The organism is Mycolicibacter virginiensis, assembly GCF_022374935.2.
GTDB lineage: Bacteria > Actinomycetota > Actinomycetes > Mycobacteriales > Mycobacteriaceae > Mycobacterium > Mycobacterium virginiense.
The window spans coordinates 566295-585495 of record NZ_CP092430.2; the positions used below are offsets into that span (position 1 = coordinate 566295).

The 19201-nt window shown below is 69.6% G+C and carries 6 protein-coding genes; 4 read left to right on the forward strand and 2 right to left on the reverse strand.

From position 1 onward, the window contains the following. Positions 1-135: 135 nt before the first annotated feature. The 4 genes from MJO54_RS02815 to MJO54_RS02830 all read left to right on the forward strand — a co-directional run bounded on the left by MJO54_RS02815 (position 136) and on the right by MJO54_RS02830 (position 16147). Entirely contained in the window at positions 136-7290 is a 7155-nt protein-coding gene (locus MJO54_RS02815) for a type I polyketide synthase (RefSeq protein WP_240175622.1), read from the forward strand. Beyond that, positions 7287-12698: a non-ribosomal peptide synthetase gene (locus MJO54_RS02820; protein WP_065152648.1), complete on the forward strand. Its 5412-nt coding sequence runs from the start codon at positions 7287-7289 to the stop codon at positions 12696-12698. Before MJO54_RS02815 ends, MJO54_RS02820 begins: the two co-directional genes overlap by 4 nt. A 5-nt stretch (positions 12699-12703) precedes the next feature. Further along, positions 12704-13693 (forward strand): NAD-dependent epimerase/dehydratase family protein, encoded by a 990-nt coding sequence (locus MJO54_RS02825; RefSeq protein WP_065152691.1) that lies wholly within the window; start codon positions 12704-12706, stop codon positions 13691-13693. A gap of 234 nt (positions 13694-13927) precedes the next feature. After that, positions 13928-16147, forward strand: coding sequence for a PE family protein (locus tag MJO54_RS02830; RefSeq protein WP_275564486.1), 2220 nt, complete (start codon positions 13928-13930; stop codon positions 16145-16147). 67 nt (positions 16148-16214) lie between these two features. Here the strand turns inward: MJO54_RS02830 and MJO54_RS02835 are convergent, their stop codons facing one another. Together MJO54_RS02835 and MJO54_RS02840 are read right to left on the reverse strand one after the other, a co-directional pair. Beyond that, positions 16215-17660: an amidase family protein gene (locus tag MJO54_RS02835; protein ID WP_046284895.1), complete on the reverse strand. Its 1446-nt coding sequence runs from the start codon at positions 17658-17660 to the stop codon at positions 16215-16217. A 148-nt stretch (positions 17661-17808) separates the two neighbouring features. Continuing rightward, positions 17809-19176, reverse strand: a complete 1368-nt coding sequence (locus tag MJO54_RS02840) for an FAD-binding oxidoreductase (protein ID WP_065152650.1) — start codon at positions 19174-19176, stop codon at positions 17809-17811. Between the last annotated feature and the right edge of the window lie 25 nt (positions 19177-19201).

The following is a 19201-nucleotide window of genomic DNA, read 5'->3' on the forward strand; positions in this document are numbered from 1 at the left end:
TCGGCGGGGTCTTCGTCGCCGAAAATCACGGACTGGACGCCTGACTTCTTAAGGTAGCCTTAATCAAGGTTGCCTACGGAATCCTTGGGCCCCACCCAGAACCCTTCTTCGCCAGTAACACGGGAGACGCGATCGATGAGCGGGCCGGACAGCACAGTGCATACCCTGCGCACGTTGGTGGACCTGCTGACGCAGCGCGCGGCGAAGTACGGCGAAAACCTGGCATTCACCTTCTCGCGTGACGGCGACGAGAACGAGACCAGTCAGGTGACCTACCGGGAGCTGGACCGGCGTGCCCGCCAGATCGCCGCTGACCTGCAGAGTCAGGGCGCAGTCGGTGAACGCGTGCTGGTGTTGTGTCCCCCGGGACTGGACTTCCTGGCCAGCTTCTTTGGCTGTCTGTACGCCGGAGCCATCGCGATCCCGGTGCATCCGCCCATGCGCGAACACTTGCTGCCGCGCGTCGAGTCGATCATCGCCGACGTCCAGCCCGGCTACGCCCTCACCACCAGCGAGATCGAACCCAAGATCAAGCCCGCGATCGATGGGCTGCCCGGCGGGCAGGCGCTGCGCTGGACGATCACCGACAGCGACGACACCGGCAGCGAGGCGTCCTGGGTGCCGCCGCAGATCGACGGCGACAGCATCGCGATGCTGCAGTACACCTCCGGGTCGACCAGTGCGCCCAAGGGCGTCGTGCTGACCCACGGCAACCTGGTGCACAACCTGTTGACCATCGCCGAGGCCTGGGGAGCCAACCCCGACATGCCGCATGTGACCGGCGTGTTCTGGCTGCCGCCTTACCACGACATGGGTCTGATCGGCGGCCTGCTCGAAACGATCTACGTCGCGGGCCATTCGGTCCTGATGCCGCCGACGGCGTTCATCAAACGGCCGATGCGGTGGCTGGAGGCGATCTCGCGGCACCGCGCGATGATCACTGCGGCGCCGAACTTCGCCTTCGACCTGTGCGTCGAGCTGAGCACCCCCCAGGAGCGCGCCGCGCTCGACCTGTCCAACTGGACGGTGGCGCTGTGCGGTGCCGAACCGGTGCGCACCGCCACCCTGGACGGGTTCGCCGAACTGTTCGGGCCGTCCGGGTTCCGGGCCGAGTCGTTCTACCCGGTGTACGGGCTGGCTGAAGGCACGCTGCTGGTGTCGGGTGGTTCGGACCTGCCGGTGCCGATGGTGCAGCACATCGACCGGGTCGCCCTGGGCGACAACCGGGTCATCGACGTCGCCGCCGATGACCCCAACGTGGCGACCATGGTCGGCTGCGGCAAGCCACGCGGCGGCCAACGGGTGATCATCGTCGACCCCGAGACCCGTCTGCAGTGCGCCGCAGACCAAGTCGGCGAGATCTGGGTCGCCGGAGGCAGCGTTGCGCACGGCTACTGGGGAGCACCGGAACTGTCCGCGGAGACGTTCTCCGCGACGCTGGCCGACACTGGTGAGGGCCCGTTCCTGCGCACCGGCGACCTGGGATTCCTGCATTCCGGGGAATTGTTCGTCACCGGGCGCCGCAAAGATCTGATCATCATCCGCGGCACCAACCACTACCCCAACGACATCGAACTGACCGTTCAGAACACCAATCCGGCGCTGCTGCGCGGCCGCGGTGCGGTGTTCTCGATCGCTCCGGAACCGGGCGCGGCCGAGCAACTGGTCGTGGTCCAAGAAGTGGACCCCAGCCGACTGAGCGGGGAGCAGGCCGACGAGGCCATGCAGATCATCCGCACCGCGGTCACCGAGAATCACTCGGTTCGCACCCACGCCGTCGTGCTGGTCCAGCCGTTGCAGCTGCCCACCACCTCCAGTGGGAAGATCCAGCGCAGCGCGTGCAAGCAGCAGTACCTCGACGGCGAGCTGCCGGTGGTGGCGCAGTGGCCTGCTAAGACCCCCGAGTCCCCCGCGGCGCCGCAGCCGCAGGCCCCGGCCGAGGCGCCGGCCGAATCGGGCGCCCACGGCGCGGCCGAGATCGGTGCCTGGCTTATCGAGCGGTTGGCCCAAGACCTCGAGTTGCCGATCGCCGAGATCGACCCGGCCAAGCCGTTCGCGTTCTACGGCCTGGACTCCATCCACGCGGTCCGGCTCTCCAGCGCCCTCGAGCAGTGGCTGGGCTGCGAGCTGGCCCCCACCATCGCCTACGAATACCCCTCGATCGACATCCTGTCGGCGCACTTGGCCCGGGTGGCCGGGAAAACTCCGGCGGTCCCGGATGCTGCGGCTGCCGCCGAGCGCGCCGAACGGCCCGCCGCCGACGAGCCGATCGCGATCGTCGGTATCGGCTGCCGATTCCCGGGTGCTGACGGGCCGGAGGAATTCTGGCGGCTGCTGTCGGGCGGGGCGGACGCCACCAGCGACGTCCCGGCCGACCGCTGGGACGTCGACGCCTTCTATAACCCCGACCCCTCGGTCCCAGGGACTGCGGTCACCCGCCGCGGTGGCTTCCTGGGCCAGGTCGACCAATTCGACTTCCAGTTCTTCGGAATCTCGCCGCGCGAGTCGGCGCAGATGGACCCGCAGCAGCGGCTGCTGCTCGAGGTGGCGTGGGAGGCGCTGGAAGACGCCGGCCAGGTACCGGATGAGCTGGCCGGCAGCCGCACCGGCGTTTTCGTCGGCATCTCCACCAACGACTACGGCTTCCTGCGGCTGGGCCAGCCGCAGCTCGTCGACGCCTACACCGGCACCGGCAACGCGCTGAGCATCGCCGCCAACCGGCTGTCCTACACGTTCGACTTCCACGGGCCGAGCATGTCGATCGACACCGCCTGTTCGTCCTCGCTGGTGGCCGTCGACCTGGCGTGCCGCAGTCTGCGCGACGGCGAGTGCTCCATGGCGCTGGCCGCCGGGGTGAACGTGATCCTGTCGCCGGCGCTGGCGATCAACTTCAGCAAGGCCCGGGTGATGGCTCCCGACGGCCGCTGCAAGACGTTCGATGCCGACGCCGACGGCTACGTCCGCGGCGAGGGCGCCGGGGTGGTCGTGCTCAAGCCGCTCAGTAAGGCGCTGGAAGACAACGACCCGGTGTACGCGGTGATCCGCGGCAGTGCCACCAACTCCGACGGCCGGACCAACGGCCTGATCGCCCCCAGCGGGCGGGCGCAGGAGAGCGTGGTCGCCGAGGCGTTCCGCCGGGCGGGCCTGCCGGCCGGCGCGGTCCAGTACGTCGAGGCGCACGGCACCGGCACCTCGATCGGCGACGCCATCGAGGCCAACGCGTTGGGCACCGCGCTGGCCGAAGGCCGGCCGGAGGGCAGTCGTTGCCTGGTCGGCTCGGTCAAGACCAACATCGGCCACCTGGAGGCGGCCGCCGGTATCGCCGGCCTGATCAAGGTGGCGTTGTCGTTGCAGCACCGGGAGATTCCGGCCAGCCTGAACTACAGCGAGCCCAACCCACACATCGGTTTCGACCGTCTGCCGCTGGAGGTGGTGGAGAAGCTGACCCCGTGGCCGTCGGGCAGCCGGGCGATCGCCGGGGTCAGCTCGTTCGGGTTCGGTGGCACCAACGCCCACGTCGTGCTCACCGAGGCTCCGCAGGCCCGCAGCAGCTACTACGACGACACCGCGCCGCCGCGCGCCGAGCTGCTGGCGCTGTCCGCGCGATCGCCGGAGGCGCTGACGGCGTTGGTCGGCGAGTACGAGATGGCGCTCTTCTCGGGTGGACTCATGGGCGGCGCCGCGCTGACCGACCTCTGCTACACCGCGGGCGCTCGCCGCGGCCACCACGACTACCGGCTCTCGGTGGTCGGTGACTCCCCGGCGGCGATGTTCGAGTCGCTGTCGGCATACCGGCTGGGCGAATCGCGGCCCGGATTGTCGGTGGGCCACTGCGCCCCGAGCCGACCCGGCCCGGGTGTGACGTTCGTGTTCTCCGGCCAGGGCTCGCAGTGGCACGGCATGGCGCGACAACTGCAGGCCGACGAGCCGGTGTTCGCCGACGCCCTGGCGGCCTGTGACAACGCGCTGTTCCCGCATCTGGGTCACTCGATCCTCAAGGAGCTGGCCGCCCAGGACGGTCCCGAGGAACGCTCCAAACTCAAAGACATCGGCATCCTGCAGCCGACGATCTTCGCGATTCAGGTGGCCCTGGCGGCGCTGTGGCGGTCTTGGGGCGTCGAGCCCGCCGCCGTGGTCGGGCACAGCCTCGGCGAGGCCGCGGCCGCCCATGTCGCGGGCGCGCTGAGCCTCGATGACGCAGCACGGGTGATCTGCGCCCGTGCCCGGATGCTGCGCGGCGTTCGTGGCCGCGGGGCGATGATGGTCACCGAGACCACCATGGCCGAAGCGCAGGACCTCATCGCCGGCCACGAGCGCGAGGTGGCCGTCGCCGCGAGCAACAGCCACCGATCGACGGTGCTCGCCGGTGAGCGCAAGGTGCTCGAACAGCTGATGGCCAAACTGCAGCAGCGGGATCGGTTCTGCCGCTGGATCGACGTCGACGTCGCCTCGCACAGCCCGCAGATGGAGGCCCTCGGCGCCGGCCTGCGCGGCAGCCTGGTGAAGCTGAAGCCGACCGGGCCGACCGTGCCGATGTACTCGACGGTCACCGGCGAACTGGTGGGCTCCAAGCTGTTGGACGCCGACTACTGGGTGGCGAACCTGTGCTCGCCGGTGCGGTTCTCGCCGGCGCTGCGGCGGCTGCTCGAAACCGGGCACAACACGTTCGTCGAACTCAGCCCGCACCCCATCCTGCTGACCGGGGCCCGCGAGGACGCCGAGCACCTGCACCGCAGTGCGACCCTGCTGCCCTCGATGCGCCGCGACGATGACGGCCGCTCCACCATGCTCGGCTCGCTCGGCACCCTCTACACCCTGGGGCACCGGGTGGCCTGGGATCGGATCTATCCGCAAGGCAGCCGCTGCGTTCCGGCCCCGACCTACCCCTGGCAGCGGGTGCACTCCTGGCTCAACGCCGGCTCCATCGCGGCGCCACGGCACAACGGTGCCGGTGGCAACGGCGGTGGCTGGCGCGGACCGATCCGCTCGGCCGCGCAGCCGGGAACGGTGCTGGCCGAATTGGACATCACTGCCGTCACCGCGCTCTCGGCCGAGCAGCTGGGCGAGTTGGCACTGACCGCGGCTGAGGTCGCATTCGGTCCCGGCACCCGCTCGGTTTCCGAGCTGACCCTGCGTGACGGTAGGGACCAGGCGCGCACCGTGCAGTTCGCCCTGACCGGAGACGCGTTCGACTGCTATGGCAGCGCTGGGGCGGACTGGTCGCTGCTGGCCACCGGCACCCTTTCTGCCGACCAGTCGCATACGCCGACCGTCGTCACCGCTCCGGCGGACCCGCGGGACCGTAGCTACCGGATGCGTTGGCAGCCGGCGTCTCTGCCTGTTGACGGCGAGGGCCGGCCCGCCGAACCCGGCAGCTGGCTGATCCTGTCCGACGGTCCGGTCGCCGACACCCTGCGCGACCATCTCGAGGCGCAGTCGCAGTCCTGCGTGCTGGTGGAGCCGGTCGTTGGGCTCCCCGAGATCGAGCGGATCAGCGCCGACAGCTACCGGGTCGACCCGGCCCGGCCCGAGCACTTCGCAGAGCTGCTGCGCGCCGCCTTCGGCGGCGACCGGCCGCACTGCCGGGGCGTGGTGCACCTGTGGAATCTGCTGGCCGTAGCGCCGGCTGATACGACAGAAGAGTCGCTTGCGACGGCCACCGACGTCGGATCGCTGAGCGTGGTCCACCTGATCCAGGCGCTGACGCTGGCCGGTTGGCCGGAGTCGCCGCGGCTGTGGCTGGTGACCCGCGGGGCGCAGTCGGCCGGATGGGAAGAATCTGACTCTTGCCCGCTGGCCGTCGCGCAGGCTCCGGTCTGGGGGCTGAGCCGATCCATCGACCACGAGTACCCCGAGCTGCACGCCACCGGCGTCGATCTGTCCGGCGACGGTGGGCCCGAAGAGCTGCGCGGCCTGTTCAGCGAAATTTGGTCGGACAATTCCGAGACGGACGTGGCCCTGCGCGGTCAGCGCCGCTACGTCGCCCGGCTGGAGCCCTACACGGCACCCTCGGAGCCGGCCGGCGAGCAGCGCGCCAGTGCTATCCACGACCAAGCCACCTACCTGGTCACCGGCGGGCTCGGCGCGGTCGGCGGCAAGGTGGCCGGCTGGCTGGTCGAGCGCGGTGCGCGCCACCTGGTCCTGATGGGCCGCAGCGCGCCCTCGGCGGCGGCGCAGGCGACGCTGGAAGGTCTGCGTGCCGCCGGCGCTGAGGTGACGATCGCCCAAGGCGATGTCACCAAGTCCGCCGACGTTGCCGCGGCACTTGCCACCATCGGTGCATCGATGCCGCCGCTGCGCGGTGTGGTGCACGCCGCCGGCACCGTCGACGACGCGATTCTGGCGCGCCTGGACGCGGCGAAGCTGCGTTCGGTGATGGCGCCCAAGGTTCAGGGCGCCTGGAACCTGCACACCCTGACCGCCGATGCCGAGCTGGACTTCTTCGTGATGTTCTCCTCGGCGGCCTCGGTGCTGGGTTCGCCCGGCGCCGCCAACTACGGGGCCGCGAACGCCTTCCTGGACGCGCTGGCCTGGCATCGCCAGGCGGCGGGCCGGCCGGCGTTGAGCGTCAACTTCGGCCCCTGGGCTGGGCTGGGCATGTTCACCAACTCCGAGCTGCACCGGCATTTCTCGCACTACGGCGTGGAAGGGCTGTCGGCGGAGAACTACTTCGCGGCGCTGGCGGCGCTGCTGGCCGATGGTGCGACCGAAGCGATGGTGCTCGACATCGACTGGTCGCGGTGGCGTCCGAGCGCGCAATCGCCGCTGCTGCGCGACCTGCAGATCGCGGCGGATGACAACCAAGGCGTCGGCGCGCCCGGCAGTGGCCTGTCGGGGGGCCTGTTCGAGGCCGTGCAGGCCGCCGACGCGCAGGAGCGTCAGCGGCTGTTGGAGACCTACCTGCGTGACCTGGTCGCCGGCAAGCTGGGCCTGGCTCCGGCCAGCCTCGATGTCAGCGCACCGCTGAACAGCCTCGGGGTGGACTCGCTGATCACCCTGGAACTTCGCATTCAGGTCGAGCGGGAGCTCGGTATCGTGGTTCCCGTTGCCCGGCTGTTGGACGGGCCGAGCGTGGTCAGTCTGTCCAGCTGGCTCGGTGAGCAGTTGGCCTCTGGGCCGGACCCGTCCGTGGCTGACCAAGCAACCGCGGCGCCGGATGTCGCCCCGGAAGCCGTGGGAGCCGCCCCCTCGCAGGAGTTGGAGCTGCTGGCGCAGGTCACCGAACTCTCCGATGAAGCGGTGGACGCATTGCTGGCGAAAATGATGGCCGAAGATGGGGGTAGCGCGTGACGGATCGTCCGGACGTGCCCACCGACCTCTCCAGCCTGTCGCCGGAGAAAAAGCGCGAGCTGCTTGCCCAGTTGCTGAGGGCCAAGGCGCAGGAAGCGGCATCCGAGCACGAGCTGTCCTATGGGCAGCGCTCGATGTGGTTCATGCACCGGCTGGCGCCCGACAGCGCGGCCTACACCGTCGCCTATGCCGGACGCATCGACGGCAGCCTGAACGTGCCGGCCCTGGAGCGGGCCGCGCAGGCGTTGGTGGACCGGCACCCGATGCTGCGGACCACCTACACCGAACGGGACGGCCAGCCCGTCGCCCTGGTCCACGCGCACTGGCCGCTGCGGATCGCCGCTCACAGCATTGGTGCGGATGAGTCTGAACTCGACCAGTGGGTTCAGGCCGAGATCGACCGACCGTTCGACCTGCGCACCGGCCCGGTGCTGCGGATGACTCTGCTGGCGCGCCCGGACGACCACGTGCTGCTGCTGACGGTGCACCATATCGCCGTCGACTTCTGGTCCATCGACATCATCCTCGACGAGCTGCGTGCGCTCTACGCCGCGGAACACGGCGGTGTCCCTCCAGAAGAGACCGCAGACCGCTACGTCGACTACGCCGCGCAGCAGTCCCGGATGCTGGCCGGGCCAGAGGGCGAGCGGCTTTGGGACTACTGGCACGAGACGCTCGGCGGCGAACTGCCGACCCTGGCGCTGCCCACCGATCGGCCGCGGCCCGCGATCCAGACCTACGACGGTGCGCTGCACCGGTTCAGCGTCGACGCCCAGGTCACCGCCGGGATCAAGCAGGTGGCGCGGACCGTCGGAGCGACGCCCTACATGACCCTGCTGGCGGCCTATGCGGTGCTTTTGCACCGCTACAGCGGGCAGGACGACTTGGTCATCGGTTCGCCGTTCGCCTGCCGCGACCGGGCCGGGCTGATGGGCATGGTCGGCTACGTCACCAACCCGCTGCCGCTGCGCGTCGATGTGAGCGACGACCCGAGCTTTGCTGCGCTGCTGGGTCAGGTCAAAGACACCGTGCTGGGCGCGATCGGCCACCAGGAGTACCCCCTGCCGCTGCTCGTCGAGCGGCTGCGGCCGGTGCGCGACGCCGGGCGCACTCCGCTGTTCCAGGTGTCGTTCGCCTGGCAGCAGGTCCGGCTGTTCGAAGACGGCGCGGGAACCGGTGACCCCAGCGTCCTGCACCTGGAGACCCTCTACATCGGCCAGGGCGGTTCACCGTTCGACATCACCATGCAGGTTGGCGAGCAGGGCCCCGACGACGCCCGGGAGCTCCAGCTGGCCCTGCAGTACAACACCGACCTGTTCGACGCCGCGACCATCGAAGCGCTCGCGCAGCACTTCACGTTGCTGCTGACCGGGCTGGCCCAGCCCGGCGCGGCCCAGGCCCCGGTCTCGCAGCTGACCCTGCTCACCGACGCCGAGCGCGCCGCACTGGCGGCCTGGAACGACACCGCGGTCGACTACGCGGTTTCTTCGGCGGCCCCTGGGACCTTGCACGAGATGGTCGCCGCCAGCGCCGCGCGCACCCCGGACGCCGTCGCGGTCAGCTACGACGGCCGCGACCTCAGCTACGGCGAACTGGACCGGCGGGCCAACGGCCTAGCGCATCGCTTGCGCCAGTTCGGCGTTGGCGCCGGCCCGGGACCCGCCGTGGTTCCGGTGCTGCTCGAACGCTCCGAGGACCTGGTGATCGCGCTGCTCGGCGTGCTCAAGGCCGGCGGCGTGTTCCTGCCGCTGGATCCCGCGCAGCCCACCGGCCGGATGGAGGCCATGCTCGCCGACATCCCCGAGGCCCCGGTCTGTATCACCCACCGTGAACATCTGCCGCACGTGCCGGCGGGCTTCACCGGTGCCCGGCTCTGCCTGGATCAGGCGACTCCCGGCGAGGAGGCGTCACCCCCCGAAACCGGCACCACCTCAGGCGATCTGGCCTACCTGATGTACACCTCGGGCTCCACCGGGGCTCCGAAGGGCGCGCTGAACAGTCACGCCGGCATCCGCAACCGGCTGTTGTGGATGCAGGACGCCTACCAGCTGACCGCCGAAGACCGGGTGCTACACAAGACCCCGATCAACTTCGACCCGTTCGTCTGGGAGATCTTCTGGCCGTTGACGGTCGGCGCACGGGTGGTGATCGCCAAACCCGAGGGGCACAAAGACGCCGCGTACCTGGCGCAAACCATCGTCGAACAGCGCGTCACCACCATGCATTTCGTTCCCTCGATGCTGCGCCGATTCCTCGCGGAGCCCCAGGCGGCTGCCTGTACCGGCCTGCGCAAGGTGTTCTGCAGTGGCGAAGCGCTCACCGCCGACCTGCGCGATAGCTTCTTCGCTGCGCTGCCCGCCGAGCTGTACAACCTGTACGGCCCGACCGAAGCGGCCATCGACGTCACCCACTTCCATTGCGAGCGTGGGGAAACCGAGCCGATCATCCCGATCGGAAAGCCGATCGCCAACATCTCGATCCACTTGCTGGACGCGGCGGGCAACCCGGTCCCGGTCGGGGTTCCCGGCGAACTGCACATCGGCGGCGTGGGCGTAGGCCGCGGCTACCTGAACCGACCCGAGGCCACCGCGGCAGCGTTCCTCGACGACCCGTTCAGTTCCGTTCCGGGTGCACTCCTGTACCGCACCGGCGACCTAGCCCGCTACCGGCCCGACGGCAACATCGAATACCTGGGCCGTCGCGACGACCAGGTGAAGATCAACGGCTTCCGCATCGAGCTCGGTGAGGTGGAGGCCGCGCTGGCCCAACACCCCGGTATCGCCGAGAACGCCGTGGTGGCACGCAAAGACGCCTCCGGCAACACCCAGCTGATCGCACACATCGTGCCGGTCGCTGCCACTCCCGGCACCGCTGAGCTGCGCCGCTTCCTGCTGGACTTGGTGCCGGCGGCAATGATTCCCGCGATGTTCCGCACCACCGACTTGCTGCCGTTGTCGGCCAGCGGCAAGGTGGATCGTCGGGCGCTGCTCGCCCTCGACAAGGACCTCGACGCCGCACCGGTGGAATTCGTTGCGCCCCGCGACGAGACCGAACAGGCGCTCGCCGAGATCTGGCGCGAGGTGCTCGACGTCGACCGGGTCGGCGTCACCGACGACTTCTTCGCCCTCGGTGGTGCCTCCACCCAAGCGCTGGAAGTTGCGGTGCGCGTAGGGGAGCTCGGCCTGGAACTGCGGCCGGAGTCGTTGTTCGTCTACGGCACCATCGCCGAATTGGCCGCCGAGTTCGGCCCGATCGGCGGCGCCGGCAAGACCGAGCCGGCAGCAGACAAGCCCGCGGCGCAGCCCGAACCCGCGGTGGTCGCGCCCCAGCCGGCTGCAATGCCCAAACCCGCCCCGGCACCGGTGATCAAACCCGTGCAGAACGGTCCGGCGCGCAACATCGTAATCGAGAGCCTCGGCGTGTACCTGCCGCCGCGGGCGGTCTCCACCGAGCAGGTGCTGGCCGACTGCGTCAACGAGGTGAAGATCCCGCTGGAGCGACTCACCGGCATCAAGAACCGCCGGATGGCCGGTCAAGACGAGTTCTCGATCGACTTGGGCCGCAAGGCGATTGCCGACTGTCTGTCGCGGTCGAGCTATGCCCCCGAAGAGATCGACCTGGTCATCGCCTGCAACATCTCGCGCTGCGACGGCCCGGAGCACATGTTCACCTTCGAGCCGAGCACGGCGTCGCAGTTCCGTGACCAGCTGGGGCTGACGGGCGCCGTCTGCTTCGACATCAACAACGCCTGCGCGGGCATGTTCACCGGTGTCAGTGTGGCCCAGGACTTCCTGAAGACCGGCCTGGTGCGCAACGCGCTGGTGGTCAGTGGCGAATACATCAGCCACATCACCGAAACCGCACAGCAGGAGATCGAAAGTGCGATGGACCCGCGGCTGGCCTGCCTGACCGTCGGCGACGCCGGCGCGGCCGCAGTGCTCGAACTCGGGCCCAACGACCGCGTCGGATTCCACGACCTGGACCTGGCCACCTTCAGTGAGTTCGCCAAGCTGTGCATCGCCAAGGCCACCGACGGCCCGCACGGCGGCGCCATCATGGTCACCGACTCGGTCACTCAGACCGCGATCGCGGTAAAGCACTCGGTTCCGTATGTGGCGGCGGTTATGCAGCGGCACGGCTGGCGGCCCGAGACGGCCGATCAGCTGCTGATGCACCAGACTTCCGAGGCGTCGATCAACGACGCCATCTTGACCATCAACCGGGTCTTCGGCGCCGGTGCCGCAAGCCGGGCCAACACCATCTGCAACCTCGCGGAACGCGGGAATACCGCCACCACAACGCATTTCGTTGCGTTGTATGACTACATCAACGCGGGCCGGATCAATTCCGGGGATAACGTCGTGCTGTCCATCACCGGCTCGGGACAGACCATCGGAACTGGCCTCTACACGTTCGACGACCTGCCCGACCGGATGCGCCGGGCCGCGGGCGGCCAGGGCGGCCAGGGCACTCGCGCAGGCCGCGCCGGCGGGGTCCGGCGGGAACTCCCCGCGACACCACGGGTGCGCATCGAGGGCATCGGTCTTGCCCCCGAAGGGCAGACGCCGCCCAGTTCGATCCAGTTCGCCGTCGACGCCGCCACCGCCTGTCTGGCCGACAGCGGTGTCGAGCGCACCGACGTCGGGCTGGTGATTCACGCCGGCATCTACCGCGACGACTTCCTGTCCGAGCCGGCAGTGGCCACCCTGGTGGCCGGTGAGGTCGGGATCAACGCCGAGCCGGAGTCCGCGGACGCCCCCAAGACCTTCGCGTTCGACGTCCTCAACGGTGCGGTCGGTTTCCTCAACGGCTGCCACGTCGCGGCCGGCATGATCGGTGCCGGGCGCACCGGACATGCCATGGTGCTGGCCTCCGAAGTGGAGAACAACACTCCGGAGAGCGGCTACCCGCGCAACGGCATCTCCGAGACCGGGTCGGCAATCATGCTGAGCCCCAGTCACGGACCCGAAGGCTTCGGCCGGTTCGTCTTCGGTCACCACCCGGAATATCGGGGCGCGCTGGCCACCTACACCCAGGAGCGCGACGGCCGGATGTGGCTGCGGATCGACCGCGATCCGAACCTGGCCGCGATCTATGTGAGCTGCCTGCCGTCGTCGGTCAAGGAGCTGCTGACGCTAGAAGGGCTGGCACCCGAGGACATCTCGCTGGTGTTCCCGCCGTACCTGCCCGGTGTCGCGCTGGACGAGCTGGCCGCGCACATCGGCGTGGACCGCTCGCGGTTCGTCGACCTCGAGGCGCAGGGCCAGACCAGTGACCCATTCACCTCGGCGCTGCCCTACCAGATCGCCGACGCCCGCCGGCGCGGCCTGGTGAAGACCGGTGACGTTGCGCTGATCATGGCGGTCGGCTCGGGCGTCGAGGTCGGTTGCACGACCTACCGGTTCTGATCGGCATGCGCGCATTCGTCACCGGGGGAACCGGATTCGTCGGCTCGAACCTGGTTGCCGCACTGCTGGAGCAGGGCATGCAGGTGCGGGTATTGCGCCGTTCGACCTCGCCGATGGCCGCGCTGGAGGGTTTGGACTGCGAGACCCGGATCGGCGACGTCAACGACGGCGTCGACGCGCTCACCGAGGCAATGGCCGACTGTGACTGGGTGTTTCACACCGCGGCGATCTCGGACTACTGGCGCTACCGGACGCAGACTCGGCTCTACCGCACCAACGTCGACGGCACCCGCGATATGGCCACGGCCGCCGCGCGCGCCGGAGTAAAACGTTTCGTCTACACCAGTTCGCTTGCCGCACTGGGCGTCCCGGACCGGGGGCATGAACTGGTCGAGACCGACGAGTTCAACATCCGCCCGCGGCAGTTCCCCTACGGGCACAGCAAGCACCTGGCGGAGGCAGAGCTGCAGAAGTCCGCCGCGGCGGGTCTGCCTGTCGTGATCGTCAACCCGTCGGTGGTCATCGGGCCCCGCGACGTCAACCGCATTGCCTCCGCGATGCTTGTCGAAGCCAAGCAGGGCCGGCTGTGGTTCGCCGCTCCCGGTGGCACCAACTTCGTCTCCGTCGACGACGTGGTTGCCGGACATATCGCTGCCGCCGAACGCGGCCGGGTCGGGGAGCGCTACATCCTCGGTGGCGAGAACTTGTCGTTCCGTGAGGCATTCACCGGTGCCTGCGAGCTGTTCGGGCGCCCTGGGCCTTCGGTGATGTTGCCGCGCTGGTTCATTCCGGTGGCCGCGGCGGGAGTCAGCGTTGCCCGCGCCGTGGTGGGGCCGCGGCTGCCGATCGACGCTCGCCAGATGCGGTTGTCCACGGCTGAGATCTTCGCCGATGCCAGCAAGTCTCGTGAGGAGCTGGGTGTGCCGTTCACACCCTTCGCGACCGCGCTGCGGGCCGCCCACGACTGGTACCGCGACAACGGATATTTGGACTAGTCGACTCCGTCCAGTGCGGTGTGCCGGCGTTTGCTGAACCGCCGTTCACTTGGCTGCGTCAATTCGGGTGGGCCCGTAGGTAACTCGGCTTGGAAGTAATCGAGCAAAAAATTGACGAATGCGAATATCGGGGATGAGCGGCAGTGCTAACGTCCGCCTTGCTCAATTCTTAGTTGCGGCTCAGGCGGACGCGTGGGGTGTTTGCTTGGGCCGTATCTCAGCCAAGGAGGCCGTGTGTCGGAGCGTCACCGCAATGGGGAAGTGCGTTCGGGTCGTAGGCGTCGGGCGCTTGGTGCCGCGACATCGGTGGGAGCGTTTCTCGCGTTCGGAATGACGCCACTGGTGGCGACTCCCGCGCAGGCGGACTTCGACCTGTGGGACCCGCTGTCCTGGTTCGGCGCGGACACCAGCGATACGGGACTGTCGCTCGGCCAGGAAGCCGACGTCGTGTCCGAGGTGTTGGTGGCCGGCAGCGCCGAGGCAGGAAACTGGTTGACCACCGCCTGGACGGCGTTCGATGAGCAGCTTTATAGCGCCATCTACGATCCGGTCCAGGCGATCATCGACAACCAGTCCAACTCCTGGTGGCTGGATCCGCTCAACGGCTTGTTCGCTATCGGCGACTCGTGCGGCATCGCGTGCAATGGTGCCGACGCCTACATCGATAGCGACAGCGGTCAGTTGATCGGGGCGCAGGACGGTGGCTGGCTGTTCGGCAACGGCGGCAACGGGATTGACGGCTCCGACGGTGGATCGGCCGGGATCTTCGGCGATGGTGGCGTCGGCGGTGCGGGCGCCACAGTGACTGTCGGCGGCGTGGTGGTGACCGGTGACGGTGGTGACGGCGGCATCGGCGGTCTGCTGATGGGTCACGGCGGTGCCGGTGGTGCGGGTGCGGCCGCGCGAATCGACACGCTGGGCAATGTGGTTGCCGCGGGCAACGGCGGCAACGGCGGCGACGGGCGGACCTGGTTCGGCATCGGTAACGGCGGCAACGGCGGTGCCGGTGGCCAGGGGCTCGATGCTTCCGCCGAGTACCAGGCCACCATCGGCGGCAACGGCGGCAACGGCGGCAACGCCGGCATCCACACCGGTAACGGCGGCAACGGCGGAGCAGGCGGCAGCGGTGGCGCGGGCCTGACCGGATCCGAGGGCACCGGTGAAACTGGAACCGCCGGTGCCGAAGGCGGCAACGGCGGTAGCGGCGGCGGTGGGGCATTCCTGATCGGCAACGGCGGTAGCGGTGGAGCCGGTGGTCTCGGCGGCAACGGTGGGTCCGGCGGGGCCGGCGCCAGGGGGGCGGCAGGAACCTTTGCCGATGACGGCGACGGCAAGGGCGCCGCCGGCGGCAATGGCGGTTCCGGCGGAAACGGCGGTGCGGGTGGCCGGGGCGGTGACGCCGGCCTTGCGCAGAACTTCTGGAGCGGTGTCAACGGCGTCGGCGGCGTCGGCGGTGTCGGCGGCGCGGCCGGATCGGCCGCCGACGGCGGCCGCGGTGGCGACGGTGCGTGGGGCAGCGCAGGGCCTTCCGAACTCGGTGATCGGGCCGGCGGGGACGGCGGCAACGGAGGCAATGGCGGTGAGAACGGCATCGCGGGCGCTGGCGGTCTCGGCGGCAGCAACGGTGACGGCACCAAGGCGGCCAGCGGCGACGCCGGGCAGTCTGCCGGCCCGGCCGGAAACGGCGGCCGCGGCGGCAACGGCGGCTACGGTGCGGCGGGGACGGCCGACGGATATACCGGTGGCAATGGCGGCCGGGGTGGCGATGCGGGGAGTTCGGGGTTGTACGGGGGCGGCGGCGGCCACGGCGGCGGGGGCGGCTCCGGCTACAAGGGAATCGGCGGCAACGGTGGTAACGCCGGCGACGGAGGCGACGCCGTGAACGGGACCGGTGGCACCGGCGGCGCCGGTGGTGGCGGCGGTCCGTCGGCCTGGGGCGTGCCCGGCGGTAACGGCGGCAATGGTGGCAACGGCGGCAACGGGTTGTACGGCGGCGGCGGCGGGCCGGGCAACGGCGCCAACGGCAATGGCGGCACCGGAGGCACCGGTGGAACCGGGGGCCGTGGCTCCAGCGGCAATGGCGGCGGAGCGGGCGGTGACGGCGGTAATGGCGGTGCCTTCTCCAACGAGTCCGGCGGCGCACCCGGCGGGATTGGCGGCACCGGTGGTGCAGGTTCGTCCAGCGGTGCCGGCGGCGCAGGGGGTAACGGAGGCGACGGCGGGGCGGGCGCGACCGAGTCGGGTGGCATCGGTGGCCGAGGCGGCAACGGCGGCACCGTTGGGCCCAACGGTGACGGCCGGGGTGGCGACGGCGGCACGGGAGGTAACCGGGGCCCGGATGGTTACGGCGAGGGCGGCAACGGCGGCGACGGCGGCAGCGATGGCACGCGCGGCGGCAATGGCGGGCCAGGCGGCGCGGATGGCACTCACGGAACCAACGGCGTTGATGGGTAGGTGGCTCGTGCCGTAGCCGGTCTTCGGAACCGGCTACGCCGCAAGGCCTTTCAGATTGACCGCCGGCCTAGCCGACCTGGGACAGCAGAGCTTCGGTCGGTGGGCGGCGCTGCGTCCACGGCTGTACCGATTCGATCTGCGCCGCCAGCGACACCAGGGTGGCCTCGTCGTTGGCCCGCGCCACCAGGTGCACCGCCTCGGGTACGCCGTCGGCGGCGATCCCGGTCGGCACTGAGATGGCCGGCTGACCGCTGTAGCACTGGGGGAAGGTGAACGGGATGAACTTGAGCATCCGCAGCATCGCCCGGGTTGGCCCCAGGCCCTCGAAGTAGCCCACCCGCACCGGCGGGATCGCCAGTACCGGAGTCATCAGGATGTCGAAGTCGGCGATCCTGCGCTGCGAGCGGGCGGTGATTCGGGGCTCCGCGGCGACCGCCCGGCGAGCCAACCAATCCGGGACCAGTCGGCTGGTGCGAGCCTCGGCCTGCATACGCCGTTCCAGCAGTTCGGTTTTCGGGAGCCGTTCGATTTCGTGAGCGAACCCGTTCATGAACAGTGTGAGCACTGCGGCGATCCCCATGACCGGATAGACCGGGTCGCGCTCGATGACCTCGTGGCCCATCGAGCGCAACAGCTCTGCGGTTTCCAGCACGGGGCGGCGCACCTCGTCGCTGACGGGCACCGGCACAACGGGTTTGAAGGACATCGCGATCCGCAGCGGTCGCGGATGCGTCAGTAGTGCCTCCATCAGTGGCGGAGCCGGCGGCGGCGAGGGAATCTCGTCGTCGGGCTCGGGACCGGTCATCGCGTCGTGCAGCAGCGCCGCGTCCATCACGCTGCGGGCCAACGGGCCAATGTGGTTGAGCCCGTGGAACCGATATGCCCGCTCCGGCGACTCCTTGGTGCTGACCCGGCCGCGCTGGCCCTTCAGCCCGACCAGCCCGCAGCAGGCGGCCGGAATGCGGACCGAGCCGCCGCTGTCGCTGCCGGTAGCTCCGGGCACCATGCCGGAGGCGACTGCCGCGGCTGAGCCGCCGCTGGAGCCGCCCGGGGTCCGGTAGAGATCCCACGGGTTGCGGGTCACTCCCCAGGTCGCCGATTCGCTAACCGGGTAGGCGCCGAACTCCGAGAGATGGGTCTTGCCGATGATCACCGCGCCGGCAGCCCGGAGGCGTCGCACCGCGGCGCTGTCTGCACTCGCCGGGCCGACGTCAATTCCGGTGCCGCACATCGAGGAAACACCCGCCACGTCGGTGTCGTCCTTGACCGCGATCGGCACACCGGCCAACGGCAGTGCTTCGCCGGCCGCCAGCCGCTGCTCGACGTGCGCCGCCTCGGCCATCGCCTGATCGCCCATCACGGTGCGGAAGACGTTCAAAACCGGGTCAAGGCGGGCGATCCGATCCAGATACAGGGTCACCAGCTCGCGCGGCGACACCTCACGCGCGCGCACCAACTGCGCCAAGCGCGCGACGCCGGCGAAGGCCAAGTCATCATCGTGCGCGGCAGACATCATTGCGTCCTTTCCCCCGCGGACAACAATACCCACCGTGCATTGGCGTAAAAGTGTGTCGGCGTTGGCGACACACTGAGAACTCGGCGGTTCAGCGAGGCTCGACGGAGGAGAGGTGAAGCTGGGACCGCCGCATGAACCCGAGTGGCTAGTTCCCTGCCGCGGGTTCGATGTTGTGGTTCAAGGTGAACCGGTTGGCCGGGTCCAGGCGTGCCTTGAGTTCGGCGAGACGTTGATAGCCGGCGTCACCGAATGTCGCGCGGATGCGGTCCTGTCCTTCGTCGCCGACGAAGTTCAGGTAGGCGCTGTCCGGGCCCAGCGGCCGCAGGATCTCGAAGGCCTGCCGGGCCCATGCCGTGCAGCGCGCGCTCTCGGCGGGGTCGGTCCAGGTAGCCATCAAATGGATGATGTAGGGGTGATCGCGGGCGACGATGGCCGTCGACTCCGCCGGAACTCGGCTTGCGTACCCGCCGAGCCGGATCAGGTGCAGCCGGGTCTGCGCCGAGGGGCGCGACCGCCCCAGCAGGGCGATGCGCCGGATCGCCTCGTCGGTGAGCTCGGTGACGAACAGCGACTTCCAGTAGTTCAGCCAGCCGTAGGGCGCCGTGTAGTCCAGGGCCTGCTGCCAAGTCGAGTAGTCCAGCTTGTGCTGCACGGCCACCACCGGCTTGGCCGCCACCCCGCGAACGTTGAGCAGGGCGCTCACGTCGTCGCTGCCGACCGCATCGGTGCGCGTCGAACAGGCCAGCACATTGACCAGCGACTGGCCCGTGGTGAAGTCGGAGGAGAAGTCCAGGATGGACGCAAGGTGGTCGGGTGCGTTGTCCATCTGGGCGCGGAAGTGCTTCAGGGCCGCCTCGGAATCGGCGTCGGGGTAGGACTGCACGCCGGCCACCACACCGTTGATCGGGTGCAGGCGCAGCACGAACTGCGCCACGACGCCGAAGTTGCCGCCGCCGCCGCGCAGGCCCCACAGCACGTCGGCATTCTCGGTCTCACTGACCGTCAATACCTCGCCCGATGCGGTCACCAGGGTGGCGCCGATCAGGTTGTCGCAGGTCATGCCGTGGGCGCGGGAGAGCCACCCGATGCCGCCGCCGAGCGAGAATCCGCCGACGCCGGTGGTCGACACCACCCCGCCGGGGCAGGCCAGGCCATGCTTGCTGGTGACCGGGTCCACGTCGCCCCAGGTGGCGCCGGCGTCGACGTAGGCGATCCGGGACTGCGCGTCGACCCGCACTCCGCGCATCTGCGTCAGGTCGATGACGATGCCGCCGTCGGTGGCCGAGTGGCCGGCGACGCTGTGACCGCCGCTGCGCACCGCGATCTGGGCACCGGAGTCCACGGCATAGCGCACGGCGGCGACGATGTCGTCCTGCGAGCGGCACTGCAGTACCACGCGCGGCCGCTTGTCGATCAGACCGTTGAAGACTTGGCGCACCTCGTCGTAGCGGGCATCGCCCGGGTAGACGGCGTCGCCGGTGAAACCCGGCACGGTGGGGGTGGTGGCTGTCATCGCATCCTTAACGGGTCAGCGCGGC